The 13295-nt window shown below is 69.1% G+C and carries 12 protein-coding genes; 6 read left to right on the forward strand and 6 right to left on the reverse strand.

Annotated elements, in window-relative coordinates; genetic code table 11:
- The 6 genes from IBL25_RS07725 to IBL25_RS07750 all read left to right on the forward strand — a co-directional run.
- Positions 1-1460 (forward strand): ABC transporter substrate-binding protein (locus tag IBL25_RS07725; protein ID WP_187777974.1); only part of this gene is annotated, 1460 nt, incomplete at its 5' end.
- A gap of 5 nt (positions 1461-1465) precedes the next feature.
- Positions 1466-2533 (forward strand): ABC transporter permease, encoded by a 1068-nt coding sequence (locus IBL25_RS07730; protein WP_187777975.1) that lies wholly within the window; start codon positions 1466-1468, stop codon positions 2531-2533.
- A gap of 2 nt (positions 2534-2535) precedes the next feature.
- Complete coding sequence (nikC, locus tag IBL25_RS07735; RefSeq protein ID WP_187777976.1) at positions 2536-3441, forward strand: nickel transporter permease; 906 nt, start codon at positions 2536-2538, stop codon at positions 3439-3441.
- Positions 3434-4303: an ABC transporter ATP-binding protein gene (locus tag IBL25_RS07740; protein WP_187777977.1), complete on the forward strand. Its 870-nt coding sequence runs from the start codon at positions 3434-3436 to the stop codon at positions 4301-4303. Before nikC ends, IBL25_RS07740 begins: the two co-directional genes overlap by 8 nt.
- Positions 4300-5067, forward strand: coding sequence for an ABC transporter ATP-binding protein (locus IBL25_RS07745; protein WP_187777978.1), 768 nt, complete (start codon positions 4300-4302; stop codon positions 5065-5067). The genes IBL25_RS07740 and IBL25_RS07745 overlap by 4 nt, the downstream gene beginning before the upstream one ends.
- Before the next feature lie 23 nt (positions 5068-5090).
- Positions 5091-6890, forward strand: a complete 1800-nt coding sequence (locus tag IBL25_RS07750) for a S9 family peptidase (RefSeq protein WP_187777979.1) — start codon at positions 5091-5093, stop codon at positions 6888-6890.
- A gap of 46 nt (positions 6891-6936) precedes the next feature.
- On the opposite strand, the gene IBL25_RS07755 is transcribed toward IBL25_RS07750, so the two are convergent.
- From IBL25_RS07755 to IBL25_RS07780, 6 genes are all read right to left on the reverse strand, one after another.
- Positions 6937-7971 carry a LacI family DNA-binding transcriptional regulator gene (locus tag IBL25_RS07755; protein WP_187777980.1) on the reverse strand — a complete coding sequence of 345 codons (1035 nt, stop codon included), beginning with the start codon at positions 7969-7971 and terminating at the stop codon, positions 6937-6939.
- A 107-nt stretch (positions 7972-8078) separates the two neighbouring features.
- Positions 8079-8708: a Rossmann-fold NAD(P)-binding domain-containing protein gene (locus IBL25_RS07760; protein WP_187777981.1), complete on the reverse strand. Its 630-nt coding sequence runs from the start codon at positions 8706-8708 to the stop codon at positions 8079-8081.
- Positions 8709-8831: 123 nt separating this feature from the next.
- Positions 8832-9365: a DUF2934 domain-containing protein gene (locus IBL25_RS26860; RefSeq protein WP_238940272.1), complete on the reverse strand. Its 534-nt coding sequence runs from the start codon at positions 9363-9365 to the stop codon at positions 8832-8834.
- A gap of 171 nt (positions 9366-9536) precedes the next feature.
- Positions 9537-11015, reverse strand: coding sequence for a M81 family metallopeptidase (locus IBL25_RS07770; protein ID WP_187777982.1), 1479 nt, complete (start codon positions 11013-11015; stop codon positions 9537-9539).
- Positions 11012-12361 carry an aspartate aminotransferase family protein gene (locus IBL25_RS07775; protein WP_187777983.1) on the reverse strand — a complete coding sequence of 450 codons (1350 nt, stop codon included), beginning with the start codon at positions 12359-12361 and terminating at the stop codon, positions 11012-11014. The genes IBL25_RS07770 and IBL25_RS07775 overlap by 4 nt, the downstream gene beginning before the upstream one ends.
- Complete coding sequence (locus tag IBL25_RS07780) at positions 12358-13233, reverse strand: MurR/RpiR family transcriptional regulator (RefSeq protein WP_187777984.1); 876 nt, start codon at positions 13231-13233, stop codon at positions 12358-12360. Before IBL25_RS07780 ends, IBL25_RS07775 begins: the two co-directional genes overlap by 4 nt.
- Positions 13234-13295: the final 62 nt, after the last annotated feature.

The following is a 13295-nucleotide window of genomic DNA, read 5'->3' on the forward strand; positions in this document are numbered from 1 at the left end:
TCGGCGAGGTGGTAACCAGCGAGCTGCTGCAGAATACCTGCGATTCGCTCGCAAGCTTCGATCCCAAGGACGAGAAGAACGTCATCCCGGGGCTGGCAGAAAGCTGGCAGGTCGCCGAGGACGGGCAGCAAATCACCTTCCGCTTGCGGGATAACCTTGTGTTTCCGTCCGGCAGCAAGGCGACGGCGCAGGACCTCGCCTGGTCCATGCACCGTGTGGTGAAGCTGGGCTTCGGCAATGCCGCCTCGCTCACCGAATACGGCTTCACCAAGGAAAACGTGGAGCAGATGATCACCGCGCCGGATGACCGGACGCTGGTGATGAAGCTGGACAAGCCCTATCCCACCGGGCTGATTCTGCAGGCCATCGCGGCCAACCGCGTGGCAACTGTTCTGGACCGCAAGACCATCATGGCCAATGAGGTCAATGGCGACCTCGGCAACAAGTATCTGGCCACGCGCACCGAGTGCGTCGGCCCCTATCGCCTGCGGCAGTGGAATGCCGGTGAGACGGTGGTGCTGGAGGCCAATGAGAAATACTGGGGCTCGGCGCCGAAGCTGCGCCGCGTCATTGTCCGCCATGTCGCCGAAGCCGGCACGCAACGCCTGCTGCTGGAGAAGGGCGATGTGGACATAGCGCGCGACCTGACGCCGGAGGACATGGCGGCGATTGAGAAAACCCAGGGTCTGGCGCTCTCCCGCACGCTGAAGCCGCAGCTCGTCTATTGGGGCTTCAACAACGCCAACCCGGTCTTCGCCAACGAGAAGGTGCGCCTCGCGATGCGCTACCTGATCGACTACGAAGGCCTCGGCAAGACGATCATGGCCTATAACGGCGTGCCCCGTGCCAGCTTCGCGCAGCTCGGCGCCTTCGGCGCGCTGGATGAGAAGGAAGGCCAGCCCTTCAAGCTCGACCTCGACCGCGCCAAGCAGTTGCTGACCGAGGCCGGCTACCCGGATGGCTTCGAGACCACGATGATCTTCGGCACCCTGCCCTATGCGCCGCCCATCGCGCAGCATATCCAGGCCAATGCCGCCAAGGTCGGCGTGCGCATCAAGCTGGAGCAGATGGCCAACGCGCAGCTCTTCGCGCGGCATCGCGGGCGGGAATTCCAGACGGCGATGCTGGCCTGGCAGACCGGCGTGCCGGATGCGCATGGCAATGCCTCGCGCCTCATCGCCAATCCGGATAACCGCCCGGAAGCCAAGCTGACGCAGTATCCCTCCTGGCGCCATGCCTTCCAGTCCGAGGCCGCCAACAAGCTGGCCGAGGCTGCCCTGCTGGAGCGTAACGAGGACAAGCGCGTCGAGATGTACCACCAGTTGCAGAAGGACATGATGCAGAGCGGGCCTTCCGCCATCATGTTCCAGAGCGTGATGCTGGCCGGCCTGCGCGGCAATGTGCGCAACTGGACCTGGCACGGCTTCCAGGCCTACTACGACCTCGTCTCGAAGGAATAAGGGCAATGGCTGAGGCGGCGGTTCCCGCCCGGCGTTCCGGGGGCGTCGTCGCCCCCGGCCTGCCTTCCTGGAGCGGCGCGGCACTGCGCGTCGTGGTCTCCATCGCCGTCACGCTCTTTGGCCTGATGGCGCTGACCTTCTTCATCGGCCGCATGCTGCCGCTGGACCCCGTGGCCGCCATCCTGGGCGACAATGCCACGCAGGAAGCCATCGATGCGATGCGCGCGCAGCTTGGCCTGGATCAGCCGATCTGGGTTCAGTTCGCGCGCTACGTCGGCGATGTGGTGCGGCTCGATCTCGGCACTGCGCTGACCACCGGCAAGCCGGTGCTGACGGATATCGCCCGCGTCTTCCCCGCCACCATCGAGCTTGCAACCGTCGGCATCATCATCGGCACCGGCCTCGGCATTCCGCTGGGCGTCATGGCGGCTGCCTATCGCGACACGCCGGTGGATTACTTCGTCCGCGTCTTCGGGTTGCTCGGCTATTCCACGCCGAATTTCTGGCTGGGGCTGATGGGGCTGGTGCTCTTCTATGCCACACTGGGCTGGGTCGGTGGCCCGGGACGGATCGATACCGCCTTCCAGTGGGACATCGAGCCGGTCACCGATCTGCTGCTGCTGGATACCGCCATGGCGGGGCAGTGGGAGATCTTCCGCGATGTTTTCGGCCATATCATCCTGCCGGCCTCCATCCTGGGCTTCGGTGCACTGGCCTATATCAGCCGCATGACCCGCTCCTTCATGCTGGAACAGTTGAGCCAGGAATACGTGGTGGCCGCGCGGGTGAAGGGCCTGTCCTGGATGCGCACGGTCTGGGTGCATGCCTTCCGCAACGTGGCGGTGCAGGTCGTGACCGTGGTGGCTCTGGCCTATGCCTTCCTGCTGGAAGGTGCCGTGCTGACCGAGACGGTCTTCGCCTGGCCCGGCTTCGGCCGCTACCTGACCAATGCCCTGCTGGCCGGCGACATGAATGCCGTGGTGGGCTGCACGCTGCTGATCGGCATCATCTTCGTCGCGCTCAACCTGCTGACCGACCTTCTCTACCGCCTCTTCGATCCCCGGACCCGCTGAGCATGAGTGCCTCCACTTCCCTTGGCGTCTGGCTGCGGGCGCCGGTTCCGGCCTCGCCCTTCCAGGCGCGCATGCAAGCGCTCTGGATGGCCTGGCGGCGGCTGCGGCGCAATCCACCGGCCCTGGCCGGCGCCATCATGCTGCTGTTGCTGCTGGCCGTCGCCGCCTTCGCGCCACTGATCGCGACGCATGACATCCTCGCGCAGGATCTCACGGCCCGGCTGCAAAAGCCTTCCGCCACGCATTGGCTGGGTACGGATGACCTGGGGCGCGATATCTTCAGCCGCGTCATCTACGGCTCCCGCATCACGCTCTACATCGCCTTCCTGGCGGCATTGATCGCGGCGCCGCTGGGGCTGATCATCGGCACCACGGCGGGCTATCTCGGCGGCTGGACGGACACCATCCTGATGCGGCTGGTGGATATCTTCCTCTCCTTCCCCAGCCTGATCCTGGCGCTGGCCTTCGTCGCGGCGCTTGGCCCGGGCATCGAGAATGCCATCATCGCCATCTCCCTCGCCGCCTGGCCCCCCATCGCGCGGCTGGCGCGGGCGGAGACGCTGACGGTGCGCAATTCCGACTACATCGCCGCCGTGCGGCTGCAGGGCGCCTCCCGCATGCGCATCATCGTGCATCACGTCATGCCGATGTGCATTCCCTCCGTCATCGTGCGCATCACGCTGAACATGGCGGCCATCATCCTCACCGCCGCGGGCCTGGGTTTCCTCGGCCTTGGCGCGCAGCCGCCCAGCCCGGAATGGGGCGCCATGCTCTCCACCGGCCGGCAGTTCGCCATGAATGCCTGGTGGATCGCCGCCATTCCCGGCTGCGCCATCCTGCTGACCAGCTTGGCCTTCAACCTCTTCGGCGACGGGCTGCGCGATATCCTGGACCCGCGCCATGGTTGAACCCCTTCTGCGACTGCGCGACCTGCGCGTCTCCTTTCCCTCCTCCAATGGCCCGGTGGAGGCGGTGCGCGGCGTCTCCTCCGATATCGGGCGGGAGAAGGTCGGCATTGTCGGTGAAAGCGGCTCCGGCAAATCCATGACCGGCCGCGCGCTGCTGCGTCTTTCCCCGCGCGCCGCCACGGTGCGGGCGGCGGAAATGCGCTTCGATGGCATCGACCTGATGGCGGCTTCCGAACGCCGGCTGCGGTCCATCCGCGGCGGCCGCATCTCCATGATCCTGCAGGACCCGAAATACTCGCTGAACCCGCTGATGCGGGTCGGCGCGCAGATCGCGGAATCCTGCCGGCTGCACCAGAACGTCTCCAAGCGCGCCGCGCGGGACAAGGCCATGGCGATGCTGGAGGCCGTGCATATCCGCGAGCCCGCCCGTGTCTATGACCTCTTCCCGCATGAGGTTTCCGGCGGCATGGGCCAGCGCATCATGATCGCCATGATGCTGGTCACGGAACCCGACCTGATCGTGGCGGACGAGCCGACCTCGGCGCTGGATGTCACGGTGCGGCGGCAGGTGCTCTCGGTGCTGGATGAACTGGTGACGCGGCGTGGTGCCGGCCTCGTCTTCATCAGCCACGACCTCAACCTTGTCGCGGAGTTCTGCGACCGCGTGCTGGTGATGTATGCCGGGCGCGTGGTGGAGGAACTGCACGCCGCCTCGCTGCACGAGGCGCGGCACCCCTATACCCAGGCCCTCTTGCGCAGCCTTCCGCGGCTGGAGGAACCGACAGAGGTTCTCGCCGTGCCGACGCGCGATCCCTCCTGGCGCGATGGTCCCACCTACCGCTTCGGGGAACTGGCGGCATGAGCAATCCTCCCGCGATCGAGGCCATCGGCCTCGACATCAGCTTCGGCCATGGCGCGCGCACCACCCGCGCCGTGCGCGATGTGTCCTTCCGGGTGCAGCAGGGCGAGGCTTTCGGGCTGATCGGTGAATCCGGCTCAGGCAAGTCCACGGTGCTGCGGGCGCTGTCCGGCCTCAATGAGCACTACGAGGGCTCGTTGCTGCTGCATGGCCGGGAATTGCCGCACCGGCGCGACAAGCCCTTCTTCCGCCAGACGCAGATGGTCTTCCAGGACCCCTACGGCTCCCTGCATCCGCGCAAGATGGTCAACAAGGTGCTGCTGGAGCCGCTGACCATCCATGGCCTGGACCGGCCGCAGCAGCGGGTGGACGAGGCCCTGGCGGCGGTGGGCCTCGGCCCCGCCTTCCGCTACCGCTATCCGCATGAACTCTCGGGCGGCCAGCGCCAGCGCGTCGCCATCGCCCGCTGCCTGATCCTGGAGCCGGAGATCCTGCTGCTGGACGAGCCGACCAGCGCGCTCGATGTCTCGGTGCAGGCGGAGATCCTGAACCTGCTCGCGCGGCTGCGGCAGGAGCGGAACCTCACTTACATCATGGTCAGCCATGACCTGGCGGTGGTGGCGCATCTCTGCGGCCGAGTCGCGATCATGAGCCAGGGCGAGATCGTCGAGGAACTTCCGGTGGCGGACCTGCGGGCCGGGCGTGCCGAGCACCCCTATAGCCAGACCCTGCTGGCAGCCAGCCGAAGCCAGCGCCCGGCGGCTTGATCCCATGCGCCATCGGCGCTGACATGAGCACCATGACCGACACCGAGACTCGCCTCGACGCCCTGCTGGCCGCGCCCGCGGCCAGCGGGCCCTCCTATGCCGCCGATGGCCGGCTGTATTTCCTCTCCGACGCGGGCGGCTCCGCCCAGGTCTGGGAGCTTCCGGCCGATGGCGGCCCGGCGCGCCCGCGCAGCGAGCATCGCGATGCCGTTTCCTTTGTGGCCGGCAGCCCGACCGATGGCGGCGCCGTCTTCGGCCGCGACCAGGCGGGCGACGAGCGCATCCAGTTCTACCACCTGCCAGCCGAAGGCGCGCCGCGCGCCCTGACGGCCGACCCGAAGACGATCCATACCTGGGGCGCCTTCTCCCCCGACGGCACGCGGCTGGCCTGCACCGCCAATAGCCGCAACCCCGCCCATGCCGACCCTTGCGTCATCGAGATCGCCACCGGTGCCGTTACCAGCCTGCTGGAGGTGGAAGGGCCGCATGAGCTGCCGGGCTGGTATCCGGATGGCAGCGCCGTCATCCTCTCCACCGCGCCGCGCACCTTCGAGAGCCACCTGATCGGCGTCGATGCCACCGGCCGCGCCACGGACCTGACGCCGCATGAGGGCGACTGGCGGCACATGAACCCGCGTTGGCGCCGCGATGGCCAGGGCTTCTGGCTGCTCTGCGACCAGGGCTCGGAATTCCTTGGCGTCGCCTTCCAGCAGCCGGGCGGCAAGCCGCGCTTCCTCTTCGCGCCGGATGCGGATGTGGAGAAGCTGGAAGTCTCGCCGGACCAGAAGCGGCTGGCCGTGGTGGTCAACCAGGACGGCTACTTCCGCCTGCACGTGCTGGATGCGGAAACCGGCGCCGTGCTGGACGCCCCGCAGCACCCGGCCGGCGTCATCACCAAGCTGACCTGGCACCCGGACGGCAAGGCCCTGGCCTTCGACCTCGCCTGCCCCACCCGCCCCTCCACTCTCTGGCGCTACCGGCCTGGGGAGGCCGCGGCGGAACTGCTCTTCGCCGCCAGCGAGCCTCCGGCGGCGCTGCGGGACTGGCAACTGGTCTCCTTCCCCACCTTCGACGGGCGCGACCTGCCCGGTTTCCTGGCCCTGCCGGAAGGCACGGCGCCGGCCGGCGGCTGGCCGGTGCTGGTCTGGGTGCATGGCGGCCCGGCGATGCAGGCGCTGCCGAACTGGCGGCCGGACCTGCAGATGGTGCTCTCCCTCGGCATTGCGGTGCTGGTGCCGAATGTGCGTGGCTCCACCGGCTATGGCCGCGCCTATGCGGCGCTGGATGACCGTGAGCTGCGGCTGGACAGCGTGCGGGACCTGGCGGCGGCGCATGCCTGGCTTTCGGGCCAGGAGCAGTTCGACAGCAAGCGCATCGGCATCATGGGCCAGAGCTATGGCGGCTGGATGGTGCTGGCCTCGGTGACGGAATATCCGGAGCTTTGGGCTGCTGGCGTGGACTACTACGGCATCGCGCGCTGGAAGACCTTCTTCGAGCGCACGGGCCCCTGGCGCGTCGGCCACCGCGCCGCCGAATACGGCGACCCGGTGCAGGACGTGGAACTGCTGGAGCGCCTGTCCCCGCTGCACAAGGCGGAGGACATCCGCTGCCCGATGCTGGTGGCGCAGGGCATGACCGACCCGCGCGTGCCGCCGCATGAAAGCGAGCAGATCGTACAGGCCCTGAAGCGCCGCAACGTGCCGGTGGAATACCTGACCTTCCCCGATGAAGGGCACGGCTTCCTGAAGCGCGACAACCGCCGCCGCGTTTATCTGGGCGTCGCCAGCTTCCTGGCGCAGCACCTGCGGCCGGCCCAGGCCTGACCGCGAGGCCCCGGGCGTGCATGAGCGGCGCCCGGGGCCGGTTCTGCTACCCCGCCCAGCCGGCAGGCCGGCGGGCGGAGCCGCGAACCACCAACTGCCCCTCCAGCACCACGCCCCGCATCGGGCGAGACGGGTCCTCCATGCATTCCATCAGCAGTGTCACGGTGGCTTCCACCATGGGCAGCAGAGGCTGGGAATAGGAGGTGAGATCGTAACCAGCCCAGCGCGCCGGCCCCACGTCGTCAAAGCCAATGACGGAAAGGTCTTCCGGCACCGAAAGGCCGAATTCATGGCGCGCCACATCCATGCAGGCGATGGCCATGTGGTCATTGGCGCAGAAGATCGCGTCCGGCCGGTTGGCGCGCCGCAGCAACTGGCGCGTCGCCTCGGCGGCGCCCTCGAAGGAATAATGGCCGACGGCGCGCAGCGGCGTGGCCAGCCCGGCCTCGGCCAGCCCACGGGTGAAGCCACGCTCCCGGTCCCGGTTGGTGGACGAAGCCTCCAGCCCCGCGATGAAGGCCGGCCGCCGGTGCCCGCCAGCCAGCAGGAAACGCGCGATGGTATGGCCGCCCCGCTCATTGTCGCCGGTGACGCTCAGCAGGCCGGGGTCATCGGTGGTGCGGTTGAACATCACCACCGGCACGCCGGCCTGCCGGCATTCCCGCGCGAAGGCGGAGGAAAGGCTGGTGGAGGCCAGCACAATCGCGTCCACCTGATAGCGCATCACCTGCTCCAGCACCGGGTCCGCGGCGGCATGGCGGTCGGCGGTGAAGAGCAGGATCTGATAGCCATGCGCCTGGAGGCGATCGGAAAGCGCCTCCAGCACATCGGGGTAGAACTGGTTGTTCAGATACGCCATCGCCACCGCGACGATGCGGGAGCGGCGGGTGATCAGGGAACGCGCGATGGCATTGGGCCGGTAGCCGAGCTGGCCGGCGGCGGCCATGACCTTCTCCCGCGTCTCGGCCGAGACGCTGGCACCCGGCGTGAAGACACGGCTGACGGCGGATTGCGACGTGCCCGCCAGCCGCGCCACGTCATTCGCCGTCACGCGCCGGAAGATCTCACGCCCCTTGCTCATCCCATCATCTGGCTGCCACGGGCTGATCCCGCAAGGCGGCCTACCCCTTCATGCATGCGTATGCAGAGGCTCTAGTGTCTCCGGCGGGGGAAGGTCAATCACAGCGCTCAGGCGAGTTCGGCGGAACCGATGATGCGCTTGCCAGGTGTGGCCGCGATGGCGGCATCGACCATGGCCCGGGCGATGCTGGCGGCAGGATTGATCCGGAGGCGCCGTGGCAGAACCGGCGCGAGCAGCCCCAGGACCATGCCGCCCAGCTGCTCCGCCGGGCGCCTCTCCTGGCGCCGCCCGCCGCTCAGGCCGGGGCGCAGGATGGTCAGGGACCGGAAGCCGAGCAAGGACAGCTCCCGCTCCACCTCGCCCTTCACCCGGTTGTAGAAGAAGCGGGACGAAGGGTCGGCCCCCATGGCTGAGTTCAGGACGTAGGCCGGCGTCCCATGCCGCCGGGCCAGGCGCGCCACGGCGAGCGGGTAGTGCTTGACCACCCGGCGGAACGCCTCCTGGGACCCGGCGGCGCGCATGGTGGTGCCGAGCGTGCAGATCACGGCATCGGCCCGCCACCAGCTTGCATCCTCGGGGAGGCGCTCGAAATCCACCAGCGGCGCCAGCAGCTTCGGTTGTTCCGGCAGGGCGCGGCGAGCCAGTGCCACCACTTCCGTCACGCGCGGGTCAGCGAGTGCAAGCCCGAGGACATGCTGCCCCACGAGCCCGGTCGAACCCACCAGCAGCAGCCTCATCTAGCGCGGCTCCCTCACTTGGCGGCTTCCGTCCTCATGGCCCTTCTCCTCCACGGCTGGAGCCCTGGCGGAAAGGACTGCCAGCGGAGGCAAGTCGCCATGCCTTCCCCCAGGCACCGGAGATCAATCGCGCTCAGGCAGCGGCGCGGCGCCGGTTTCTCCGGCGAATTCCTGCGGCGCCCTTGCCGCGGCTCCGTCCTCGGTGGCGCGGGCGCGGTACCAGAACTCAAGCTCACGGCCTTCCGGGCGCCCTTCCTGCTCCCACAGGTGATAAGCCCGGGTCCGGATCGCATGCTCCGGGTCACCCGCCTGCCCGGCACCCGCTGCCTCGCATGCCTCGGCGCTCGCGGCTCCATATTCCCGATAGGTAGCCAGGGCACGATCCAGGTGCCCGTCATCCACCCAGGCCACCAGGAGAACGCCGCCGCGGCGCATCCCTTCCTCATAGGCCCGGACAGCCGCGTGCGGCAGGCCCAGGTCCGGCAGCGCAGCCTCCTGGTCGTCGTCTTGCGGCGAGCGGGTTTCTTCTCCGCTCGCCGGGTCCGCCGCATGGACCTGGATCCGCTCCCTCGGCACGCCGAACTCCTGGACCAGGTGCTCGACCACCGTGTCAACCGAGCGGCGCCTGTCGAAAAGGCCGGTGACAAGATGTGTCATGGCTGGCTCTCCCTGTGCTGGCGCGGCTCTCCGGCCGCGGCTGCCCTGGGATATGGGAGGCCTGTCCACGTGCTGCGATAGCGCGCCCGGCGCATTTGGAACCTGCTGGCCTCCAAAGCGCCAGAAGCCGGGGCGCACAAAAGTGCCGAGGCCTGCCACCGCCTCCCGGCATCAGCCCAGAGGCGTGTCGAGCGGATAAAGGCTTGGCGGCGCATGACGGAAGCGGAAGGAGCGGATCTCCAATGCCGCCGGGCCGGGTGCGTCCACGTCGATCATACGCGGCAGCAGTGGCGCGAAGGCGGCGCGGAAGTGGTTCTTGGCCTTCACGCAAAGCAGGCCCGGCTGCGTCACATCCACCTGATGCAGATCGAAGAAGCCCGGGTCGCTGGGCGAGACGCAGCGGGAGGTGACGATCACCCGCACCTGGCCGATGCTGATCACCGCCGTCAGGCCCAGTTCCACCGCCATGCCGCCCAGCACGGGGCCGCGGTTGCGGAAGCGGCCGTCGGTCAGCAGGGAGACGGTGCCGGTGAAGGGCACCGGCTCGCCATAATCGCGCGTCAGCCGCCCGCCGAAGCTGCCGGACAGCGGCGCGCCGAGGCCGGCCGCGATGGCCCGCTGCACCAGCGCCGGGTCGCAATAGAAGGCCACCACCGTGGGCACCTCCGGCCGGCGGGCGAGCACGGCGCGGATCAGCTCCGGTGTGTCGCCGATGCCGCCGGAATAGGGGTTATCCCCGGCATCGACGATGGCCGTGGGCAGCGGGCCACCGGCCAGGGCCTGCCGCAGCCCCTCCTCAGGGCTGGGGAGGCGGATGAAGAAAGCATCGCGCCGGGCCGCGTAGTCCCGGATCAGGGACGCCGCCACCTCTTCGGCGACGGCGGCTTCCGCATCGGCGAAGACCATCACGCCGGCACCGGCGGAAGGCGTATCGCCATAGGTGAAGCCGCCGAAGATGCTGCAATCCAGCACGCCGGGCAGCGCCTCGGCGGCGCGGGCGGCGGCTTCCATCTCGGCCATCGGCCCGGCGGCGGTGCGCATGTTGATGCTGGGCAGGATGGCGCCGAGCTTCAGGATGGTGCCGACCGGCCGGATGCGGCCTTCCACCGCCTCCCGCAGCAGGTCCAGCGCGCGGCGGCCGGTGGGCCGCATGTCGATATGCGGGTAGCTGCGATAGGCGGTGCCGATGTCGATCAGCCGCGCGATCCCGGGGTGCATATTGGCATGGAGGTCGAAGCTGGCCGCCAGCTTCACATCGGGCCCGATGGCCGCGCGTACCTGGCGGATCAGTTCGAGATCGGCCAGCGGCAGATCCTCCACCACCATGGCGCCATGCAGGGAAAGATAGACGGCATCGAAGCCGCCGCCCTGCAATTGCTCCACAAGATCCTTGCAATATTGCTCAAAGAAGTCGCGCCGCAGGATGCCACTGGGCATGGCGGCGGCCTGGCGCAGGAAGGTAGCCTCCCAGTCCGGATGCGCCGCCAGGAAGTCCAGGGCGCCGCCGATCTCCGTCTCGGTATCGCAGTAGACCTCGCGCGCCGCCTCCCCGGTCACCCATTCGGATGCCAGGAAGTCCTCGATGCCGGTCGGGGCCGGGCTGAAGGAATTACCTTCGTGCCAGAGCCGGGCAATGGCCAGCCGCGTCATGCCCGCACCTCGCGCGGCAGGCTGGCCGTCACTGCCTCCACCGCGGTGGCCAGGCTTTCCACGATGAGGTCGATCTCGGCGGGGCTGGCGATATAGGGCGGGGCCAGCAGCACATGGTCGCCGTGCAGCCCATCGGCGGTGCCAGTGCCGGGGTAGCAGAGCATCCCGGCCTTCAGCGCCGCGTCGCGGATGCGGAGGTTGACCTGCAGCGCGGGGCCGAAGCAGGCCTTGCTGTCGCGGTCCGCCACCAGCTCGACCGCCTGGAAGAGCCCGCGCCCGCGGATGTCACCCACATGCGGGTGCTGGCCAAGTCGTGCTTCCAGCCCCTGCCGCAACCGTTCGCCCATGGACTGCACCTGCACCAGCAGCGCTTCTTCCTGGATGACGCGCTGCACCTCCAGCGCGGCCGCGCAGGCGATGGGATGCGCGCCATAGGTATGGCCATGCTTGAAGCTGCCGGAGCCGTCGCGAATGGCATCCAGGATACGGCCGGCGATCAGGAGGCCGCCGATGGGCTGGAAGCCGCCGCCCAGGCCCTTGGCGACCGTCTGGATATCCGGCGCGATGCCTTCCTGTTCCCAGGCATGCAGGGTGCCGGTGCGGCCCATGCCGCACATCACCTCATCCAGGATCAACAGGGCGCCGTGGCGGTCGCAGACCTCGCGCACCGCGCGGAAATAGCCGGCCGGGGCGGGCGCGCAGCCCAGCGTCGCGCCCACCACCGGCTCGGCGATGAAGGCGGCGACGGTATCGGGGCCCAGGCGCTGGAATTCCGCTTCCAGCTCGGCGGCCAGGCGGGTGGTGTAGTCGGCCTCGCTCTCCCCGTCCCGCCGATTGCGATAGGCATAGGCGGGCGAGACATGGCTGAAGGCATCGGCCAGCAGCGGTGCGTAAGGCTCCCGGCGCAGCGCATTGCCGCCCGCCGCCAGGGCGCCAAGGGTATTGCCGTGGTAGCTCTGCCGCCGCGCGATGAAGCGCTGCCGCTGCGGCTGCCCGTGCTCCAGGAAGAACTGCCGCGCCAGCTTCAGTGCCGCCTCCATGGCTTCCGAGCCACTGGAAACGAAATAGGCGCCGGTCAAACCACCCGGCTCATGCCCCACCAGCACCTCCGCCAGTTCCTCGGCGGCTTCGTTGGAGAAGGAGCCGGAATGCACGTAGTCCAGTTGCCCGACCTGTCGGCGGATGGCCTCCACCACGCGCGGATGCCCGTGCCCGAGGCAGGAGACGGCCGCGCCGCCGCAGGCATCCAGCAGGCGCCGTCCGTCCGCCTGGGTGATCCAGGGGCCCTGGGCGCTCACCGCCACGGGCGGTGCGCTGCGCGAGCTGCGGTGCAGGATGCGGGTCATGCCGGGAAGTCCTCGGTGGGAAGGTATTGGGACAAGGCGGCCAGCCGCTCCTCCGTCTCGCGTAGGCGCGCCAGGGCGGCACCGCCACCCAGCACGAAGGAGGCGGCGACCAGCGCCTGGGCGGTAGCCAGGGCGCCGGTCAGGCTGGGAAAGAAGCCGGGAGCGGAGGCGGCCTCGAAGAGCAGAAGATGGTCGGCGCCCTCGGCCATTGGCGTATCGGCACGGTCGGCCAGGGCGATCACCACGCAGCCGGCGGCGCGTGCCGCCTGCGCCGCCAGCAGGCTGGCATGGGTATAGGGAGCGAAGGTGACCAGCAGCACCGCATCGCCCGCCTGGAAGGCGCCGAGGTCCATATCCTCCGGCCGGTCGGTGCCCACCAGCCGCACCGCATGCGGCCGGAAGAGGCTGAGCTGGTAGTGCAGCAGTTGCGCCACGGCGCGGCAGGAGCGAAAGCCCACGGCCCAGAGGCGCGGCGCCTGGTGCAGCGCCTCCGCCGCCGGGCCGATCCGTCCCGCGTCGAGCCGCGACAGGCCGGCGGCATCGGCGGCAAGCATCTCCGCCGCCATGGCCGTGGCGGGGTCGGCGGCATCGGGTGTCGGCGGGCGGATGCGGGCGGAGAAGGGCCGGACGCCGGCCTGCCGGTGCGCCTCGATCAGCGCGGCGCGCAGTTCGTCCCAGCCGGCATAGCCCAGGGCCTGCGCCAGGCGGGTGAAGCTGGCCGGCTGCGCCCCGGCCGCCGCCGCCAGTTCCCGCATGGAGCGGGTGGCGGCGTCGAAGTCGTGCCTGGCGACGAAACGGGCAACTTCCTGCAGCCGTGGCGGCAGATCGGGCAGCGCGCGCCGCAGCAGGTCAAGGGGCGGTGTCGAAGGCATGAAATAAACGTTGCATGAAACATGCGTTACTGCAACGCTTGGATCATCGTGTAGTCACCGCT

It is taken from the genome of Pseudoroseomonas ludipueritiae (genome assembly GCF_014490445.1).
Classification (GTDB): Bacteria; Pseudomonadota; Alphaproteobacteria; order Acetobacterales; family Acetobacteraceae; genus Pseudoroseomonas; species Pseudoroseomonas ludipueritiae.